General features: G+C 70.5%; 18 protein-coding genes and 1 pseudogene. 9 read left to right on the top strand and 10 right to left on the bottom strand.

Annotation, left to right across the window (positions count from 1 at the left end; translation table 11 throughout):
- Positions 1-305: 305 nt before the first annotated feature.
- The 3 genes from QMK24_RS18390 to QMK24_RS18380 are packed head-to-tail and all read left to right on the top strand — an operon-like array spanning position 306 to position 1,617.
- Positions 306-749, top strand: coding sequence for an SRPBCC family protein (locus tag QMK24_RS18390; protein ID WP_283467267.1), 444 nt, complete (start codon positions 306-308; stop codon positions 747-749).
- The gene (locus QMK24_RS18385; RefSeq protein ID WP_283467266.1) at positions 746-1,156 is read left to right on the top strand and encodes an EVE domain-containing protein; all 411 of its coding nucleotides are present in this window, start codon (positions 746-748) and stop codon (positions 1,154-1,156) included. The genes QMK24_RS18390 and QMK24_RS18385 overlap by 4 nt, the downstream gene beginning before the upstream one ends.
- Positions 1,156-1,617, top strand: coding sequence for a MarR family winged helix-turn-helix transcriptional regulator (locus QMK24_RS18380; RefSeq protein ID WP_283467264.1), 462 nt, complete (start codon positions 1,156-1,158; stop codon positions 1,615-1,617). The genes QMK24_RS18385 and QMK24_RS18380 overlap by 1 nt, the downstream gene beginning before the upstream one ends.
- Before the next feature lie 6 nt (positions 1,618-1,623).
- Here QMK24_RS18380 and QMK24_RS18375 read toward each other — a convergent pair whose 3' ends face one another.
- Together QMK24_RS18375 and QMK24_RS18370 are read right to left on the bottom strand one after the other, a co-directional pair.
- The gene (locus tag QMK24_RS18375; RefSeq protein ID WP_283467263.1) at positions 1,624-1,890 is read right to left on the bottom strand and encodes a hypothetical protein; all 267 of its coding nucleotides are present in this window, start codon (positions 1,888-1,890) and stop codon (positions 1,624-1,626) included.
- 446 nt (positions 1,891-2,336) lie between these two features.
- On the bottom strand, positions 2,337-2,804 hold the full coding sequence (locus QMK24_RS18370; RefSeq protein ID WP_283467261.1) for a MarR family winged helix-turn-helix transcriptional regulator: 468 nt from the start codon (positions 2,802-2,804) through the stop codon (positions 2,337-2,339).
- Positions 2,805-2,910: 106 nt separating this feature from the next.
- On the opposite strand from QMK24_RS18370, the gene QMK24_RS18365 reads away from it, so the two are divergent.
- From QMK24_RS18365 to QMK24_RS18355, 3 genes are all read left to right on the top strand, one after another.
- Positions 2,911-3,585 (top strand): GTP cyclohydrolase II, encoded by a 675-nt coding sequence (locus QMK24_RS18365; protein ID WP_283467260.1) that lies wholly within the window; start codon positions 2,911-2,913, stop codon positions 3,583-3,585.
- A 21-nt stretch (positions 3,586-3,606) separates the two neighbouring features.
- On the top strand, positions 3,607-4,392 hold the full coding sequence (locus QMK24_RS18360) for a dioxygenase family protein (protein WP_283467259.1): 786 nt from the start codon (positions 3,607-3,609) through the stop codon (positions 4,390-4,392).
- A gap of 121 nt (positions 4,393-4,513) precedes the next feature.
- On the top strand, positions 4,514-5,023 hold the full coding sequence (locus tag QMK24_RS18355; RefSeq protein WP_283467352.1) for a DoxX family protein: 510 nt from the start codon (positions 4,514-4,516) through the stop codon (positions 5,021-5,023).
- A gap of 225 nt (positions 5,024-5,248) precedes the next feature.
- Here QMK24_RS18355 and cas3g read toward each other — a convergent pair whose 3' ends face one another.
- The 3 genes from cas3g to QMK24_RS18340 form a co-directional block, all read right to left on the bottom strand.
- Positions 5,249-7,534, bottom strand: a complete 2,286-nt coding sequence (gene cas3g, locus QMK24_RS18350; protein WP_283467258.1) for a type I-G CRISPR-associated helicase/endonuclease Cas3g — start codon at positions 7,532-7,534, stop codon at positions 5,249-5,251.
- A gap of 130 nt (positions 7,535-7,664) precedes the next feature.
- Entirely contained in the window at positions 7,665-8,369 is a 705-nt protein-coding gene (locus QMK24_RS18345; protein ID WP_283467257.1) for a ribonuclease H family protein, read from the bottom strand.
- A gap of 138 nt (positions 8,370-8,507) precedes the next feature.
- The gene (locus QMK24_RS18340) at positions 8,508-9,260 is read right to left on the bottom strand and encodes a glycoside hydrolase family 16 protein (RefSeq protein ID WP_283467255.1); all 753 of its coding nucleotides are present in this window, start codon (positions 9,258-9,260) and stop codon (positions 8,508-8,510) included.
- 231 nt (positions 9,261-9,491) lie between these two features.
- Between QMK24_RS18340 and QMK24_RS18335 the strand changes: the two genes are divergently transcribed.
- Positions 9,492-10,100: a GNAT family N-acetyltransferase gene (locus tag QMK24_RS18335; RefSeq protein ID WP_283467351.1), complete on the top strand. Its 609-nt coding sequence runs from the start codon at positions 9,492-9,494 to the stop codon at positions 10,098-10,100.
- 71 nt (positions 10,101-10,171) lie between these two features.
- Here QMK24_RS18335 and QMK24_RS18330 read toward each other — a convergent pair.
- A pseudogene (locus QMK24_RS18330) lies at positions 10,172-10,432 on the bottom strand (serine hydrolase domain-containing protein); the annotation flags it as partial.
- A gap of 332 nt (positions 10,433-10,764) precedes the next feature.
- Positions 10,765-11,673, bottom strand: coding sequence for an ArsR/SmtB family transcription factor (locus QMK24_RS18325; RefSeq protein ID WP_349307867.1), 909 nt, complete (start codon positions 11,671-11,673; stop codon positions 10,765-10,767).
- 579 nt (positions 11,674-12,252) lie between these two features.
- Between QMK24_RS18325 and QMK24_RS18320 the strand changes: the two genes are divergently transcribed.
- Positions 12,253-15,987, top strand: a complete 3,735-nt coding sequence (locus QMK24_RS18320; RefSeq protein WP_283467253.1) for a SpoIIE family protein phosphatase — start codon at positions 12,253-12,255, stop codon at positions 15,985-15,987.
- 67 nt (positions 15,988-16,054) lie between these two features.
- Here QMK24_RS18320 and QMK24_RS18315 read toward each other — a convergent pair whose 3' ends face one another.
- The gene (locus QMK24_RS18315) at positions 16,055-16,201 is read right to left on the bottom strand and encodes a hypothetical protein (protein WP_283467252.1); all 147 of its coding nucleotides are present in this window, start codon (positions 16,199-16,201) and stop codon (positions 16,055-16,057) included.
- A gap of 203 nt (positions 16,202-16,404) precedes the next feature.
- Positions 16,405-16,605 carry a hypothetical protein gene (locus QMK24_RS18310; protein WP_283467250.1) on the bottom strand — a complete coding sequence of 67 codons (201 nt, stop codon included), beginning with the start codon at positions 16,603-16,605 and terminating at the stop codon, positions 16,405-16,407.
- Between the two features lie 168 nt (positions 16,606-16,773).
- Here QMK24_RS18310 and QMK24_RS18305 point away from each other — a divergent pair, with 168 nt between their 5' ends.
- Positions 16,774-17,538 carry a tetratricopeptide repeat protein gene (locus tag QMK24_RS18305; protein ID WP_283467248.1) on the top strand — a complete coding sequence of 255 codons (765 nt, stop codon included), beginning with the start codon at positions 16,774-16,776 and terminating at the stop codon, positions 17,536-17,538.
- A 104-nt stretch (positions 17,539-17,642) separates the two neighbouring features.
- Here QMK24_RS18305 and QMK24_RS18300 read toward each other — a convergent pair whose 3' ends face one another.
- Positions 17,643-18,527 (bottom strand): maleylpyruvate isomerase family mycothiol-dependent enzyme, encoded by an 885-nt coding sequence (locus QMK24_RS18300; protein ID WP_283467247.1) that lies wholly within the window; start codon positions 18,525-18,527, stop codon positions 17,643-17,645.
- Between the last annotated feature and the right edge of the window lie 226 nt (positions 18,528-18,753).

Genomic DNA, 18,753 nt, shown 5'->3' with positions numbered 1-18,753 from the left:
GGACGGTGCGCGACGGCCGGGTAGGGGGAGCACGATGACCAGCGCTCAGGCAGAACCGTCGCAACCGGCGGGCGAGGACGAGCCGGGGACGGCGCCGGGACCGTTGCCGGGGACGAGGCACAGCCTCTCGACTTCGACGCGTTCTTCACCGCGACGCGGCCGGCCCTGCTGGCGCTGGCGATCACGATGTGCGGCAACCGTCAGGACGCTGCCGTCCCTGATCCCCGACTGAAGGCCCTGGGCTACTGCTCGCTGCCCGAGCGGAAGGGGTTGACCAATAAATAGAATGCGCGCATACTATCTCCATGATGACTCTCGCGCAGGCACAGACCACCTCCACTGCCGCTCCGTCGGCGTTCTTCACCCGCTGGGCGGACATGGCCACGTGGCCCGAGTGGAACACCGACACCGAGTGGGTACGACTGGACGGCCCCTTCGTCACCGGCTCGACCGGAGCCCTCAAACCCAAGGGCGGCCCCAAGGTCCCATTCGTCATCGCCGCGCTGGTTTCCGACACCGAGTTCACCGATGTCTCCAAGCTGCTCGGAGCACGGCTGACCTTCCGGCATCTGGTCGACCGCACCCCGGAGGACACCACCCGGGTTCGCGTCACCGTCACCCTGTCCGGCCCCCTGGCCCGCATCTGGAACCTGGTACTGGGCAAGGGAATCAAGGCAAGCGTGCAGCAAGACCTCGACCGGCTGGCGGCAGCCGCCGAGGCAGCGTCGAACGCGCAGGCCCTCGCATGAAGACCTGGCTCGGCGTCGTATGCCGCGATCACGTCAACCGCGGCACCAGCCTGGGCATCGCCCAGCTCGGCCACGGCAAGAGGGACGGCCTCGCGAAGTTGAGCGCCGGGGACTGGCTGCTCTATTACTCACCGCGCACCAGCCTGCACAACGGCCTCCCCCTTCAAGCCTTCACCGCGATCGGTCAAGTGACCGATGAGGAGATCTGGCAGGCCGACGAGGGTGAGTTCCGGCCCTGGCGCCGTCGCATCGACTACGTGGCCGGCGCCGTCGAAGTCCGCGTTACGCAGTTCGACGGCGCCCTGCAGCTGACCGCAGGCCCGAACTGGGGCTACCGACTACGGCGCGGCCTGATCGAACTGACCGAGCACGACTTCACGCTCATCCACGCGGCCATGGTGACCTGATGACCGAACAGAAGCCGAAACTGGCCACCGGATTCACCGATGCCGAGCAGAGTCCTGGGCTGCTGCTGTGGCAGGTCACCAATCGCTGGCAGGCCGCGCAACGCGCCGCCCTCAAGCCCTTCGAACTCACCCACGTCCAGTTCGTCCTGCTGGCGTCGCTGGTCTGGCTGCAGGCAGAAGGCCCGGTAACGCAACGCCACCTGGCCGACCACGCCGCCGCCGACCCGATGATGACCTCGCAGGTGCTCCGCGCCCTTGAAGCCCGCGGCCTGATCCAGCGCCTGACCCATCCGCACGACGGACGAGCCCGTGCGCTGGTGGCGACCGACGAGGGCCGCGACCTGGCGAACCGGGCGGTCGTCGCGGTCGAGACGTGCGACGCGACGTTCTTCGCTCCACTGGGCGACCGGACCGACGCCTTCACCCATGCCCTGCAGGCCCTCAAGCACGCCACGCCGTGACGCCGGTCAGGGAGTGTCGCCCTCCCAGTCCCACCGGCGCGGGTCTGTTTTCCGCGGTCCGTACAGGGCGTGGCCGCCCGATCCGTACGCGCCGATCTCAGTGACCAGCGCTGCGCCTTCGCGCAGTTGCTGATCTGTCCAGCCCGTGACGTCCAAGAGCAGCCCGTCCAGGGGCCCGGCCACCAGTTCGCGGTAGACGTGCCCCGGCTGAGGTCCGGGGTCCGGATCATCGTGGTCCGCGCCGTAGACCCGGCGCCGCATCAGTTCGTCCATACCCACAGCTTTCCAGCCACCACCGACAGTGGCCCCTGCGCGAGCCGCCCTCGCCGACCCCCGGCCGGCGCGTTGGTTCAGTCCATGGCGACGACGACCTTCCCCGTGGTGTGCAGAGGAGCGAAGTCGACGCTGATGTGCGCGCCCGGTCACGTCGCCGAACCGCTGCGGCACTCCTCGCCCGACCTCTGGCGGCGCTACGTCGCAGTGATCTTCGACGGCCTGCGCCCCGAAGGCGCCCGGCCACGCCACTCCCTCACCCACCGCCGGCCGCGCCGATGCCCACCAGCCCCTGACCGGCCACTCGCCGAGTTGGTCAGTGAGGCTGCTCGCGGTGGTCCAGCACCTCGAAGTGCGCTGCGCGAACGCGAGCTCCGTCGAATTCCCGTGCCCGGGCACCGTCCGATCCCTCGCTGCGCCGTCCGGGCACCGCGCTGCCGTCCGGACTATGACGTACTGGCGGCGCGCAACCGCTTGGTCACCGCGCCGAGCCCTTCGGCGAGGGCGGTGACCTGCTCGGGGGTGAGGACGTCGATGAGGAGTTCGCGGACGAGCGCCACATGGCCGGGCGCAGCCGTGCGGAGCTTGGCCCGCCCCTCGTCGGTGAGGATGGCGAAGACGCCGCGGACGTCGCTGGGGCAGGAGCGCCGGCGCACCAGGCCGCTCTTCTCGAGCTGAGTCACCTGGTAGGTCAGGCCGCTCTTGGAGGTGAGCAGGGCGTCGGCGAGCTCGGTCATCCGCAGCTCGCCATCGGGGGCGGCGGACAGCCGCACCAGGACCTCGTACTGGGGATGGGACAGGCCCGCGTCATCCTTGAGCTGCTGCTCAAGCCTGCGCTCCAGGAGGCTGCCGGCCGCCAGGAAGGCGTTCCACGCCGCCATCTCGTGCTCGTCCAGCCACCGCGTCTCGTCCATGGGACCAGCGTACCGCTGTTGTTTGAATTTGAATTAAAGAGTACTGTCCAGACCTACTAGTTCGAATTTGAACCACTGAACCAACCCTTGGACCGTCGGAGACCCCATGCTGCTCACGACCGAGACCCACGCCCTCCAGGCCGCAGCCGTCCGTACCCGCGTCCGCATCCCGTTGCGGTTCGCCGACGGCTTCACCGTCCAGGCGGAGTCGGTCACCTTCCACGGCCTGGCCGACTCGGCCGAACATGTGGCGCTGGCACTCGGCACCCCGGACGCGACCGGCACCCCCCTGGTGCGTCTGCATTCGGAGTGCCTGACCGGCGACGTGTTCGGATCCGCCCGCTGCGACTGCGGCCCGCAGTTGCGCGAGGCCGTCGAGCGGATCGCGGCCACCGGCGGCTATCTGCTGTACATGCGGCAGGAAGGCCGCGGCATCGGCCTCTACAACAAGCTCGACGCCTACGCCCTCCAGGACGACGGCCTGGACACCTACGAGGCCAACACCGCACTCGGCCTGCCCGAGGACGGCCGGGACTACACCGCCGCCGCCCAGATGCTCACCGCACTCGGCGTCGATGGCCTCGACCTGCTGACCAACAACCCGGATAAGGCGGAGCAACTGCGCGCGCTCGGGGTCCGGATCCGCGACCGCATCCCCACCGGCGTCTTCGCCACCGCCAGCAACCTCCACTACCTGCGCACCAAGGTGGAGCGCACCGGCCACAGCATCGCGCTCGACGACCACGCGGGCCTCGTCGCACAGACGCGACGCACTGGCTGACACCACCTCAGGAGCCACTTCATGTCCCTCTCCCCCGGCGCCGAGCGGATGCCCGTCCTCTACCTCTCGCACGGCGCCCCACCGCTCGCCGACGACCCGGTCTGGCCCGGCCAACTCGCCGCCTGGTCGGCCGGCCTGCCGAAGCCCAGGGCGATCCTGATGCTCTCCGCACACTGGGAAGAGGCGCCACTGGCCCTGGGCGCCACCACCACGGTGCCGCTGGTCCACGACTTCCGGGGATTCCCCGAGCGCTACTACCGGGTCCGGTACGCGGCGCCGGGCGCGCCCGAACTCGCCTCGAAGGTGCGCAAGCTGCTGGGCGTGCGCGGGATTTCCGCGCAGGACATCCCCGACCGGGGCCTGGATCACGGCGCCTACGTCCCGCTGGTGGAGATGTTCCCGGCCGCCGACATCCCGGTGCTGCAGATCTCGATGCCTACGCTCGACCCCCAGCGGCTGATGGAGATCGGCCGCATGCTGGCGCCGCTGCGCGACGAGGGCGTGCTGGTGGTGGGCAGCGGTTTCTTCACCCACAATCTGAGCGCCCTCAACAGGGACGGCCGGGTGTCATCCGTCATGGCCGAGTTCGACGACTGGGGACGGCGTGCCCTCGAGGCCCAGGACATCGATGCTCTGCTCGACTTCGAACGCACGGCCCCGGCCGGAAGGCTCGCCCATCCCCGGACCGAGCACTTCGCCCCACTGTTCGTCGCCCTCGGCGCCGGAGCGGCGGACATGGACACCCAACGCACCGTCATCGACGGCTTCTGGGCCGGACTCGCCAAGCGTTCCCTCCAGATCGGCTGATCGGCGCTCCATCGCAGTCCACCCCCCACCCCCAATGAAAATGAACAGGACAGACTTCTCCATGCCCTCGCGCACCGCCCAACTCTCCTCGCCCGACACCCGCACGCCCACCCCGAGCGTGATGGCTTCCCCACACGCGGCTTCCCCGCACGCCTATGACGCCGGCCTGCTCCTGTTCCGACTCACCGTCGGCCTCACCATGGCCGCCCACGGAAGCCAGAAACTCTTCGGGTGGTTCGGCGGCGGCGGGCTCGACGGCACCGGCCAGTTCTTCACCATGAGCGGCTATCCGTCCGGCAGGACGATGGCCGCGTTGGCGGGCGTCAGCGAAGCCCTGGGCGGCCTGGGCCTGGCCGTCGGCCTGCTCACCCCCCTGGCCGGAGCCGCGATCGTCGGCACCATGGTCAACGCCCTGGCAGTGAAGTGGGGTGGCGGCTTCTTCGCCCCGCAGGGCATCGAATACGAGCTGCTGCTGGCCGCAGCCGGCGCCACGCTCGCGCTGACCGGCTCGGGCCGACTCGCCGCCGACCGCTTCCTGCCCGGACTCCGCCGGCACCGCCTGGTCTATGGAGGCGCGGCCGTGCTGCTGGGCCTGGTCGGGGCGGGAATCGTCCTGTTGCTGCGCAAGTAGAAGCGTCGAGCGGCGGCTCGCGGCGGCCTGGCGCCAACGCGAGCCATCGCCCGAGGCGCCCGCCCTGCCGATCCGTGCCCGGATGCCGGTAGGCCGGCCTCGCCGGAAGGGGCATGACCATCGTCGGCACGATTCGGGTGGTCCACGAGTTCCCTTGATCCGAACTCACCTGCGCGTGGAAGACCTGGGCGGAGTGTCCGGGCTCCATCGTCAACCGGACAGGCCCTAGGTGAGCCCGTCGACCGGGCCGTCGTGGCGGGCGCTGGAGCGCCAGTCGGCGACGCGTACGAGGGTTTCGAGGTAGGCGAGCCGGAAGGGCCCGAGGTCGGGGCGATTGCGGAGCGTCAGCGCCCGCTCCGTCCATGACCCGGCGGCCCCGGGGCCGGGCGCGAAGATCTCGGTCTGCAGGGACTGGGCGGGGAAACGCTCGCCGGTGGACAGCTCGACCGGCGGCGTGCGGTCGCCATCCCCTACGCCCAGGAGCAGCGGTGCTTCCTCACCCTGTGGGCGCACCGAGATCCTCACTCTGCCGTGATGCGCGGCGGCCAGATAGGTCACCAGCGGGTGATCAGCCCCGTCACGGTGCCCGGGATCGCGGTGCCAGTGGTCGCCGTGCATCAGCAGCAGCGCGCTGACCAGCTCGTGCCGGAAGTACGGCCGGCTGGAACGGCCGGTGCTGTAAGGGGCCTTGGACTTGGCCAGCAGACCGCCCGGCGGGTCGCCGCCGCCCGCTCGCAGCATCTCCTGGAACACCTCATGACATTTGCCGAGGTCGTGGTAGCGAGCCGCCCGGGCGACGGCCTCCTGCTGCTCCGGGGAGAGGCCGGGCAGAGCGTCGATGAGCTTGCGCGCCTCGTCCTCGGTCTCCATGAGGTGCTGGTCGAGGCTGACCCAATGGGTGCAGGCGAAGGTCTGCGAATCGGGTGATCCGGGGCCAGGCGTTACGGGCGTACGGCTCTCGGGGGCCCAGCCCTCGTCGGGGAGGTAGCCGCCGTACTGGGCGTCCAGCAGCAGCGTCTCGCCAGGATGGAGATCCCCGGCCACCGCCCGCCGCCAGTGGCCGTCCAGCCGGTCCCTCAGCCAGGCGCGGCCGTCGAGCAGCTGCCGCACGTCGGCGAGCGGAACCTGGCAGAGCTCGTCACGGCCCGGATGGGGTTCTTCGTCGGAGGGCTCCCCCGACTCCCAACTGCGCCAGGCGACCAGCATCGTGAGGTCGGCGGCGTCGCAGATCCAGCGGCTGACGTCCGTACCCTGCGGGTCGGCGGCAGTGTCGAAGAGCTCCAGCAGATCGCTTTGGCCCAGCGCCTGGCGTGGCGCGGTGTACTGGCTGATCCGCGCGTCCTGCAGTTGCGCGGACGTGACCGCCTGGCCCTCGTGCGCGGTGAGCCACCGCGCGGATGCCTCCGCGTCGGGATCACCGGTCGGGGGCCTGCACCACAGCAGGTCCGCCCCCTGGGGGTGTTCGCCGTCGCGGTTGCAGCGGCCCGCGCGCTGCACGATCGAGCTCCATGGCGCGAGCTCGGTCAGGAGGGTACGGCTGGAGAGGTCGGTCCCGGCTTCCAGCCCCTGCGTGGCGACGATGACCCGGTCGCGTTGCGCCTCACCGAGATCCGCCATCCGGCTTCGGTGTTCGGCGGCGCGGAAACGCGAGTGGATCAGCGTGACGTCCCGGTCGGGCGCAGCCTCCCGCAGCGCGCGGTACAGTGCCCGCGCTCGCTCAACGGTGTTGAGCACGGCGACGGTCTGAGTCCCCGGGACATGCGCCGTGTTGAGGGCCTGGGCGAGTTCCTGGATGTAGTGCCCGGGTTCGGCTTCCAGCTGTCTGATCCGCCGGACCGCGTTCAGCCGTACGGCCAGTTCACCCTGTCTGTCCGCGCCGCTCAGTTCCACCGTGGACGGCGGGTCCTGCGGGCCGGCCGGATCCCAGGTCGAGGACATCCACATGGATCTGGTCGGCGCGGGTGTGCCGAGCAGGTCGCGCAGCCTCTGGAGTTGGACGCTCGTCGGGAGCGCGGGGCGGAGCAGGTGCATCTCGTCGAAGACCCACTGGGTGTCGGTGTGCAGCAGGCCGTACGACACCGGCGCCATCGCCCGCGCGTCGGCGAACCCGCGCATCAACGCCCGGCTCAGCAGCATGTCGTGGGTGCCGACCAGAATCGCGGTCCGCTCCGGATGGCGCCGCCAGACGCCGTTGTGAGCCGACGCGCCCGCGAGCAGGTGCAGCCCGACCTCGTCGGCGCGCGCGAGCCGGTCCAGCCACTCGCCGATCCGCGCGAACGTCCGGTCGGCGAGAGCGTGTTGCGGCAGCACGTACACCAGGCGGCGCGGCGTCCGCTCCGGCGCGGAGACCAGACGACGATAGAGCCAGGGCAGTACGGCGGCGGCGGTCTTGCCCGCTCCCGTCGGGGCCTTGAGAAGTCCGGGCAGCCCTTCGGCGGCGATCCTGGCCTGATACGGGTAAGGGGCGTGGCCCGTCGCGGTGTGAACGAAATCCTCGAACCCGTCCGTCATCCGCGACTCCCTCCTCGACCCAGCCCCAAACACTACTCAACCGGGGTGACAACTGGTCGTCCAAGCGCCTGATCGGCCAGGACACGCGCCACCGCAGGTGGGCGCCGCCCGGCGCACAGGGACGCAAGCGCTACCCGGCCGCCGCAGCCGTGGTGGCGCAGGACAGGTGGCCCCAGCCTTCCGGGTTCTTCGCGATCGTCTCCCCTTTCCCGTACGGCTGACCGCAGCGGCAGCGTCCGGGGAACTTCGCCTTGAGGGAACCTCCTCCGCGCGTGGCCTGGCCGTCCCGGGGCGCTGGAGCGCCCGGTTTGCCTCCGCGCCGTCCGGCGCCCGGCTGTTCCTTGGTGTCCGGCGGCGGCAGGGTGGATCCCTGGGAGGTGCCGACGGCCTGCTGCGTGCGGGCCGAGTGGCTGGCAGCCTGGTCCGCGACCGCGTTGAAGGGGTCGCCGCCGACCTGGTGCGCGGGTACGTAGACGAACTCGACCGTACGGCCGGTCAGCAGTTCGTCGATGCGCACCACCAGGTCCCGGTTGGCCACCGGGGTGCCCGCGGAGGTCTTCCAGCCCTTCTTGCGCCATCCCGGAAGCCAGGTGGTGACCGCCTTCATCGCGTACTGGGAGTCCATGCGCACCTGCAAGGGCATGGCCGGATCGACAGCCTCCAACAGCTTCTGCAGCGCTGTGAGTTCGGCGACGTTATTGGTGGCGGTGCCCAGCGGTCCGGCCTCCCAGCGTTCCACGGTGCCGTCGGCGCCTGCCATGACCCATGCCCAGGCCGCGGGCCCGGGATTCCCCTTCGATGCGCCGTCGCACGCGGCGATGATGTGTTCAGCCATGGCCCGATCCTTCCATCCCGGAAGGCCGGCGAGGGACCGCGACCGCTCTCGCCCACATGGCGTGGGCGTGGATTCGGTCGTCGGGAGGTGAATCTCCGCGCTGACGCCGGGCCATAGGTGGTGGCCGGGCGCTTCGGCTCAGCGGCTTGCCGGCGAGTAGACGCGCAGGTGGTCGACCTCGTACGCCATGGTGTTCACGCCCGGCTCCGGGGCCGGATGGTACTGCCCGGCGCTGACCGAGAGGTTCACGATGAGGTAGGCGTACCAGTCTCGGCCGACCCCGTTCCCGTCGGCGTACGCGCGGATGCCGTTGACCCACCAGATGACGGATCTCGCCCGGAATTCGACCTTCAGATCCACCCAGGCACCGGGGTGGATCGACGGGTGGGTGTAGTAGTGGTGGCCGCCCCTGACATGGTTCGACAGTTCCAGCAGGTCCGGGTTGTCAGGGTGGTACTCGAATACGTCGATCTCGTTTCCGCCGTCCCGCCAGGTCCAGATCGCCGGCCAGGCCCCGGCCTCGACGGGCAGCCGGACGCGGGTCTCGAGGGTGTCGCCGGTCCTGACGGTGAATCCCCCGGCACTCTCCTCGGTGGTGAGCAGGCCGGCGTTCCACCTGCCGTCGTGACGACGGGACGCCCGGAAGGCGCCGCTGCGGCAGTACTCGGCATCGGGCACGAGGTGGTCGAGCTTGTCGTCCCCCGGGTTGGTCGGCCCGCCGTCCGGATACGCCCAGGAACGGCCCGCGACCCACTGCTCCTGCGAGCAGAAATCGGCCGTGAACCGGGGGGTCTGTTCCAGCGGCGGCGGGTCCGCGGGCGCCGGCACGGAATGCCTGGGCCCGAGCTTCTGCGTCAGCCATTCCAGGATCGCGGATCGTTGCCGGCTCATGGTGTCCCTCCTCTTGAGACACCTGCCATGGCCCGGCGCCCCGTCGGTTCCCGCACAACCCGCCCAACGACCGGGTCGGCCGACGGGTCACGGTGATACCGGTCGAACGTCATGAGCGGCGGCTGTGCAGTGCGCGGGCCGTCGGCTCAGCCACCGGACAGCGGCACGACCGGCGGCCCGGCCGGTGACTCCCGTCGCTCCCGAGCCGGGCACAATCGGCGGGTGCAGATCATGTCGTTCCCCGAAGCAGCCACCCCGCCGGAACTCCGTGCGCAGGTGGTGGCCCTCCAGGACGAGGCCTGGCCCGACCGGGACGCCCCGGCCCTCCCCCGCACCTCGCTCACCCATGACCCGGAGCTGAACCCGGTGACCATGGTGCTCGTGGACGGCGACATCGACGGCGAAGACGGCGGCGGCGCCGACGGCGGAACGGTTCTCGCCGCGCTGGACATTCTGTCCAAGGAGATCCGTCATGCAGGCCGGCTCTTCGCCGTGGGAGGTCTGAGCACCGTCGTGACCCGCCGGGCGGCACGCGGCCGGGGCCACGGCCGCCTCCTGGTGACGGCGGCCCACGAAACGATGGCCCGCCAGGGCCTGGACCTCGGCCTGTTCACCTGCGACCGCCCGCTGCGCGCGTTCTACGAGAGTGCCGGATGGCACGCGCTGCCCGGTGCGGTGATCGTCGGCGGAACGCGGGCGGCCGCCTTCCCCAGCGACCAGCCCGGCTTCGACAAGGTGACCATGGCGGACTTCTTCACCACGGAAGGTCGGCGCCACGCGTCGTCCTTCCACCACGCCCGCCTCGGGCTGTATCCGGGCGGGACCGACAGACTCTGGTGACCTCGCACGAAACCATCCACCACATCGTCGACCGGACCGGCCGGTGTGCGGACGACCGTCGGTGACGCCAGCTCCGGCAGCCACTTCCCGACCGGGTCGTCCAATGCGATCCGGCCGTCCTCGACCAGCATCATCACCGCCGCGGCGATGATGGGCTTGGTGATCGACGCGATGCGGAAGATCGAATCCCTGGCCATCGGGGCAGTGCCGTCGACGACGACAGATCCGACGGCCTGCACCTCGACCCGCTCCCCGCGAGCCACCAGACCCACCACTCCCGGCACCGATCCGTTGCTGACGTGCGTCTCCAGAATGTCGCGCAGGTTGGTCATCCATCCACCTTCTCGAGTGTGCGGTCGAAGGAGGACTACCGCCGCGCCGCAGAATCAACATGCCGGCCGCCCCGGAACGGTGGCGAGAGCCCTTTCATGCACCGTCGTGGCGTCGTGCCGAAGGGACGCGGGGAGCGCCACCGCGCTCCCCGCAGGCGCCGCGGCAGCGGTCCCGCCCCCATCGCACCGTCGTCATCGCAGCGGCCCCCACCTCTACGACGGCCATCGTTGACGCTGCGAACGTGGTGGCGCGGCCATCGTGCGGTGCTTCATGGTCTGCCCCCCATCGACGCCTGCTCCAAGCCTGCGCCCTGGGTCTTCGCCGCCGCGCGTCATTTCGAGCACGGTAGAAGCGAGCCGGGGACGGCCGCCGCGCCGGACGCGTCCTGCCGCCCGGCGGCGAGCCGGACGCCAGGAGAGTCCGCCGGGGACGGCCTGCCGACGCCAAGCAGCCGCAGGCCCAGCGGGGTTGCCGAATGCAGGACGTACTTGCCGTCGCGACGGCTGGCCACGAGACCGCCGTCACGCAGGACGCCGATCTGATAGCTGACGCTGGGCAGCGTCACCCCCACCGCCTGGGCCACCTCGGAGGTGGTCCGGGTGTTCCGGTTGGCCACTTCGGCCAGCACCGCCGCTCGCGTGCGGCCCAGGAGGCGTACCAGCCCGGATTCCGTCACACCCGCGCCGTCGAACGGCACCTTCGCGACGGGATAGACGAGCACCGGATCCAGGTGCGGATCCGCGAGAGCGGTGGGCCGGCCCCAGCAGAAGTACGAGGGGACGAGCTGCAGACCCCGTCCCTCCAGATGCAGGTCGCGGTCGACGGGGTAATCCACCTCCAGCACAGGGGAGTTCCACCGTGCGAGCGGGCGCAGCCCGTCCAGCAGCGCCTGGGTGCCGCCTTCCAGCAGGGTGCGTGCCCGTCGGCCGACATCGTTGTCCACAGCCGTGCGGATGCCGGTCCAGAACGGTTGCACCAGGGCCCGGTGGTAGGTCGTGAGGGCTCCCGTCAGCGAGGCGAGCCCGTCGGCTCCAGGTCTGCCCAGCGCGGCTGTCCCCTTCGGGACCGAGCGGGACTCCGCCAGCAGCGTCAGCTCGCGGACCACTCGTCCGCGTGGAGTGCCGCGTACCTGGTCGAGGCCGGCGTACAGATCGGTGCCGGTGTCCGGAGGGGTGAGAAAGTCCGGGATGTAACCGGTGGCGGGGATCAGTAATTGCAGCAGCTGCAGAGAACGGTTCACGACCGGATCCCTGCGGAGCCTCTCGTAGGCCGAACCGCGCCATTGGCCGAAGTCCAGCGGTCCTTGTCGGGTTTGCAGCCGGCAGACACTGCAGATCAGTTCCCACAGCGGATCGGGCTGTCGGGCAATGCGAATGTTCTGCAGGTCGTGGGGGGTGAAGTGAATACGGAGCATGCAGCCTCTTTCGCTCGCGTGCCCTGTGCGGGTCGCGGCCGCGCCGGGGTTCGGCGCGGCCGTAAGTGAGGACACACCCCAAGACCGCGTGGTTGCCTCCCACTCCCGCCTAAAGGGAGCACGGGAGCCGGAACCGGACAGCCCGGCCCAGGGTCACGCCGAAGTAGTCCATAGAACATGCGTACGATTCTGGAACGAACGGGCAACCAGGGCACGCCCGCCACCCCGTCGGCCGAGCGGCGCAGCCCCGGCACGGACCGCGGCATCAGCCCGCTGAGCAGCGGCGCTCCGACCCCTGGCACTTCCCCGGGCACATGGTGGAGACTTCACTCCTCCACGAGCGACCAGCGGTGGACGTGGGAAGATGGCAGAGCGGAAAGATGACCTCCGGGCGGTTTCCTGAACATGCACATCGACAGGCACATCGACGGGCCAACGACTGGTGCGGACGCCGGACGCGTCGCGGCGGGCGGTGAGGCGCTGCCGCGCGGCCTGCTGTTCATCCCCATCGCCACGGCGCTGATCCAGGACGACGGACGCATCATCCACTGGAGCGCCGACGCCGAGGTGCTGCTCGGTTACACCGCCGGGGAGGCCGTCGGAGCGTACGCCTCGCAGCTGCTCGTGGACGCGGACCAGCGGCCCCGCGTCCTGTCCCTGTTCGCCGACATCCTGGCCGGTCAGTCGTGGTCCGGGGTCTTCCCCGTAAAGCACCGGGATGGACATTCGGTCAACCTGGAGTTCCGCACCCATCCCATCCTGGGCGGGTCCGGCCGGCCGCTCGTCCTCGCCGTGGCCTCGGATGTCAGGGCGATCCGCCGGATCGAGTCCGATCTGGCCGTCCTGGACAGCTTCTTCACCCAGTCACCCGTCGGTATGGCCGTCTACGACTCGGACCTGCGCTTCGTGCGGCTCAACGAGGCCCTCGCCCGGATCAACGGAGTGTCCGCGGAGCAGCACCTGGGCCGGCGCATGATCGAGGTGCTGCCGGGGCTCAACGGCGCGGAGATCGAAGCGGTGATGCGCCACGTGCTGGAGACCGGCGAACCGGTCGTCGACGCCAGATCCCACGGCATCACCCCCGCGGACCCCACGATGGAACGCGCGTGGTCGGCCTCCTACTTCCGGCTGGAGGAGCCCGCCGGCCGGATCCTCGGGGTGAGCTCCACGATCATCGAGGTGACCGCGCGCTTCCAGGCCGAGTCGCGGGCCGCCAAGGCACGGGAACGGCTGGAACTGCTCGTCGACGCCACCTCGCGGATCGGCACCACTCTCGAACTGGGCCAGACGGCCCGCGAGCTGGCGGACACCATGGTCCCCCGGCTCGCCGACGTGAGCGGGGTGTTCATCCTCGAGCGGCTGCTCACGGGGCAGGGCGTGGAGCCCGCCGACCCCCAGGGTGCCGAGCGGGTCTGCCGACTCGCGATCGCCTCTTCCGACCCCGACTATCCGGTGCAGGACCTGCCGGTCGGTGCGGTCCACAGTGTGCCGCCGAGCTCTCCGTACGCCAAGGCGATGGCGTCGGGCAGAACCGTCGTCGTGCCGTCGCGGGACCTGCTCCCGCTCGCCACGGGGCTGTCCGCCGATCGGGTACAGGCCTACCAGGGCCGCGTGTCCCGGACAGTGCGGGTGACTCCGCTGGTCGTCCGCGAGACGGTGCTGGGGATGGTCGTGTATTCTCGGCGCGACGGCCCGGAGGCGTTCGGGCAAGAGGACATCACGCTGGCTGACGAGCTGACCTCGCGGGCGGCGGTGGCCATCGACAACGCCCTCCTGTACCGGCGTGAGCACGAGACCGGGCTGGCCCGGCAGCAGGCCCTGCAGGAAACCAACGCGGCCCGGGAGCGGCTGGCGCTGGTGAACGAGGCGTCCGCCCGGATCGGTACCACGCTGGACCTGGCGCAGACCGCGCTCGAACTGGCCGAGGTCGCCACTCCGGGGCTCGCCGACGCGGTCGTGGTCGAGGTCGTGGACGCCCTGGTGCGCGGTGAGGAAGATCCGGGTCCGCCCGACCGGTCCGCGCTGCTGCGCCGCCTGGCCTTCCACACGGTCGACGGTGCGAAGATGTGGCCGGCGGCCCCGGTCGGCGACGTCCACCGGTTCCATCCGGGCACCCCCTACGCCTGGTGCCTGGCACACCGCCGGCCCGTGCTGGTGCCGCGGATGGACGAGCAGGGGCTGAGCTGGTTCGCCGATGACCCGGCCAGGAAAGCCGCAGTGCGCGAGCAGGGGGTCCGCTCCTTCATGGTGGTGCCGCTGATCGCACGCGGCGCCGCGGTGGGCGTGGTCTCGTTCTACCGGACGGTGACCGATCGGCCCTACGGCAAGGAGGATCTCGCGCTCGCCGGAGAGCTGGCGGCCCGCGCGGCGGTCTCGATAGACAACGCCCTGCTCTACACCCGTGAGCGGGACGCGTCCAAGGCCCGCCAGCAGGCGCTGGAGGAAGCCCACGCGGCGCAGGAGCGGCTGGCGCTGCTCAACGACGCCAGCTCCCGGATCGGGACCACGCTCGACCTGCAGCGAACCGCCGAGGAACTGGTGGAACTGGTGATCCCGCGCTTCGCCGACTTCGTCACCGTCGACCTGCTGGACTCGGTCGTTCAGGGCGGCGAGGAGGAAGGGGAGCAGGCCCCGACACCCACCGACGGGACAGTGGTGTTGCGCGCCGTCGCTGTCGGCGAAGTCACCGAGGCGGGCATGGTCGGGGCGGCCGACGAGGTCGGCGGGACCTCCCGATCGGCCAAGCTCTACGCCGAGAGCCTGCGCACCGGTCGGTCGATCCTGGTGGCGCAAGTGGACGAAGCCGCCCTGCACCGGATCGTGGCGGACCCCGACCGGATCCGGCCGAGCCTCGACGCGGGCGTCCACTCATATCTGATGGTGCCGCTGCTCGCCCGCGGGGTGGTGCTCGGCGGGGCCGAGTTCATCCGGATGCGCAACCCGGAGCCCTTCACGGTGGCTGATGTGGCGCTCGCCGAGGAACTGGCGGCCCGCGCGGCGGTGTGCATCGACAACGCGCGGCTCTACCGGCGTGAGCGCGACACCGCGCTCACACTCCAGCGCAGCCTGCTGCCGCAGGAGGTCCACCGCACACCGGGTCTTGAGATCGCCTACCGCTATCTGCCGAGCAGCGTGGTCAGCGAGGTCGGCGGCGACTGGTTCGACGTCGTGCCGCTGTCCTGCGGGCGGGTCGCCCTCGTCGTCGGCGACGTGATGGGCCACGGCATCCGCGCCGCCGCCACCATGGGCCAGCTGCGCACCGCGGCCCGCACGCTGATCACGCTGGACCTGTCGCCCGACCGGGTGCTCCGGCGTCTGGACGAGACGGCGTCGGCAATCGGGGACGGGCAGTTCACCACCTGTGTGTGCGCGGTGTTCGACCCCGTGGACCGCAGCTGCACCATCGCCTGCGCCGGACATCCGCCCCCCGTGGTGCAGGACCCGAACGGGTCGACGCGGCTGCTCGACCTGCCTTCCGGTGCCCCGCTCGGCGTCGGCGGCGTGGCCTTCGAGAGCGTGGAATTCACCCTCCCCGAGGACGGCGTCCTGGTGCTCTACACCGACGGTCTGATCGAGCGGCGCGACCGTGATCTGGACGAGGGGATGAGGCTGCTGTCGCGCGTCGTGGCCAAGCGCGGCCCGTCCCTGGAGGAGAGCTGCGACGCCGTACTCGACGCGCTGTCGGCCAAGGACAGCGAGGACGACATCGCCATCATCATGGCGCGGGCCCTGCCGGTTCGCGACGACTGGATCGCCACGCTGGCGCTGTCCGGTGACATGGCCATGGTGGGCCAGGCCCGCCGGTTCACCCGGGCCACGCTGACCTCCTGGGGTCTGCCGTCGCTCTGCGAGGTCTCCGAGCTGCTGGTCAGCGAACTCGTCAGCAATGCCCTGCTGCACACGGGAATGCCCACCGAGCTGCGGCTCTTCCGCGACCGGGTGCTCACCCTCGAGGTGGCCGACACGGACAGCCACGCGCCCAGGCTGCGCCGCGTCTCCGAGAACGACGAGGGTGGCCGCGGCATGTACCTGGTCAACAAACTGGCCCACCGCTGGGGCAGCCGCACCACCCACCAAGGCAAGGTGGTCTGGCTCGAGTTGGAACTCCCGCTCGGCACCTTCGCCCCGCCCGGGCCCTGAACCCGAACCGTCTCCCGCTTGCCCTTGCCGTGTCAGTCTTGTTGCGACCGGCGTCGGAGGAGGACCTTCAGAGTCTCCCGGGCGTCCCGGCGGGCTCGGCGCCGGGTGCCAGGACCGCGGTCAGGCACACGACCGTGACCGTGACCGCGTAGAGCGCGGCCGCCGCGGTCGCCACGAGCGATTCGTCGTGGAGCAGTTGCGCGAGGGCGTTCATGGGGCACCTCCTGGACGGCCCCCGTCCGTCTGTGCCGGACGGGGTGGAGATGCCGATCCATGGGTTCCGGCGGGCTTCCGGCTTTCCGCTCTGCGCCGGGGCGCGGTTCTCTACGCTGGTCCACACCTGGTCCACACCTGGTCAGGAAGTTCCGGCGGGCGTCCGGTCCGGATCCGGATGTGGCAGGAGGATGGGGGTACACCCTAGGCGATCAGGACGCCGACCGGGCGGTAGGTCTTCGCGGCGCGCCTGCGGGAGCTGTACGAAAAGGCCGGCTCACCGCCCCACCGGGTTCTGATCCGCCAGGGCAAGGCGCAGCCCGTCAGCCTGACCACCAGCTCACTCAGCGACTGGCTCGGCGGGGTCAGCGTGCCCAACTCGGGAACCGCGTTCCGGTTCCTCATCGAGTACCTGCGGCCGGAGACCGGTCGCCGGAATTCAGCGAGGACATCAAACGGCTCGCGGTCAACGCCGGTGTGGATTCCGTCGCCACCAACGTGATGTGAGAGTACGAGGGCGCGGGCGACAGCGACCGGGCGGACCACTACGGCCGGATGGCATGCAGTCCCACGATGTTCACAGCACTTCACCGACTGGCCGCCGACCGACGGGACCGGGGCGACCACGAAGGCGCCGTGCGCGCCTGGAACCTCGCCTTCGGCCTCGGTGACCTCATCAGCCTCCAGGCCATCGCCGATGCCAAGGCCGAGGACGGCGACGTGGCCGGGGCCGAGGAGGTGGCCCGCCGGACGGTGGCCGAGGGTGATCCGTCCGCCTGGGAAGTCTGCGCCCGGATACGGGCGAACCAGGGCGACTACGACGCGGCCGAGGGGTTCCTCCGACGCAGCGCCCGCGAGGGCTATCGCGCCGCCTTCACGAACCTGGCGACCATGTGGGACGAGCTCGGGGACCGCGAACGGACAGATGCCGTCATCGACGAGGCGGTCGCCGCCGGATACCCGCGCATCCTGGCCTCCTTCGCGTACCGCCGCGAAAGCGAGCAGGCGTACGACGAGCCGCTGGATTCGCCGTACGCGCGGCCGAGTTGGGCAACCCCGGCCCGCTCGTTTTCATGGCCTGGCGCGCCTGCCGCGACGGGCGGCTGGAGCACGCCCTCGTCTGGGGGACCAGTGCCATGCTCGTGGCCGGCGCGGCTCAAGGGCTCGTCGGAATCGTCGGATGGCTGCGCAGTAGGGGTCGCCGGGGCGAAGCCATGGCCTGCTGCCGGACCGCGATCGACAACGGGCGAACGGACCTGCTGGTCACCTTGGCAAGTCTGCACCGGGAGCCCGGGAACACCGACGCCGCCCGAGGGAGAGCGGCGGCCGCGCATCTGACGCGCTTCGGCTACCGCTGCGACGGCACCGGGGAGGCAGCCTGGTGGACCCCATGTCCCCAACCGCCGTTGTGAACGGTCCGGCTGCCGCCCCGCCGCGGCGCCTCAGAACTCGGAGTTGGCGAACCAGTTCGTGAGCAGATCCTCGTCTCCCAGGGTCTCAAAGGCGTCCGAGCCGCGGTCCAGACGGCCGTACAGGAGCAGCAGCAGATCGGCGGCGGCTCCCTCCACGGTGGCGTCGGCGGCGGTGGCTGTCGCCGCGCCGGCGGGGTGCTGCTCGATCCCGAAACCATCGGGCCGCAGCCGGACCAGCCAGTCGCCGTTGCTGCTGCCGTTCACGTTCACGTTCCCGTTGCCGTTCGCGTTGCGGTTGCCGTTTCCGTTCCCGTTGCGGTTGCCGTTTCCGTTCCCGTCAGTGCATCGGAAGCGAATGGTCTCTCCGTTGCCGCGCAGATTGGCCACCTTGGGCGCGAAGAACGTTGCGAAGGGCAGATTGACCAGGAACTCGTCGACGCCGTCGGCCGCGAGGTCGCGGTCGATCTCGGGCCGGATTCCGACGGCGAGTTCCGCGTCGACGCGATGCATCAACGTCTCGAACAGCATCCGCCGGACCCAGAACCTGGCATGGTGATCGGCGCCCCACACCCACATCAGGGCATCCGGGTCGGTGGCCGCGAACGCGCTCGCGGCCTCGGCCGCACTCGCCGTCAACCAGTCGGCGTAGCCGTCCTCGTTCTCCGGCAGCCTCAGTTCCACATCGCGGCTCTGCGGTCGTTCCTGGACGCGCTGGCGCAGCAGGACCGCGAACCAGCGCTGCACACTGCCGGTATGCCTGACAAGGTCGGCGAGCGACCAACCCGGACAGCTGGGCACCGGAGTCGCCAGGTCGGCGCCCTTGACCACGGTCACAAACCTGGCGGTCTGGGCGGCGACGGCGTCACGATGATCGGCCGACGTCAATGCACGGCCCGAATGATCCGAGATATCCACCACTACTTGCCTTCCTGTGTATTGCCGGCCACGGTAGTCCGGCCGGCCGGGAGCTCTCCTCGCAGCCTGTCACAGCGTCGAAAGCCAGAGCCCACCCCCTAGTACTGCAACCGCATGTGGGGGTGGTGGCCTCGGCGTTGGTAGTGGCATCTGCGGGCGCGGGCTTGGCTGCGGCGTCGGAAGCGTGACCAGTGCAGATGATGGTCGTTGTCCAGGTGGTGGGGCG

The organism is Streptomyces sp. PH10-H1 (assembly GCF_030063355.1).
Taxonomy (GTDB): domain Bacteria; phylum Actinomycetota; class Actinomycetes; order Streptomycetales; family Streptomycetaceae; genus Actinacidiphila.
Note: the sequence above shows the minus strand (reverse complement) of the source record. Positions and strands in the feature narration are given on the sequence as shown.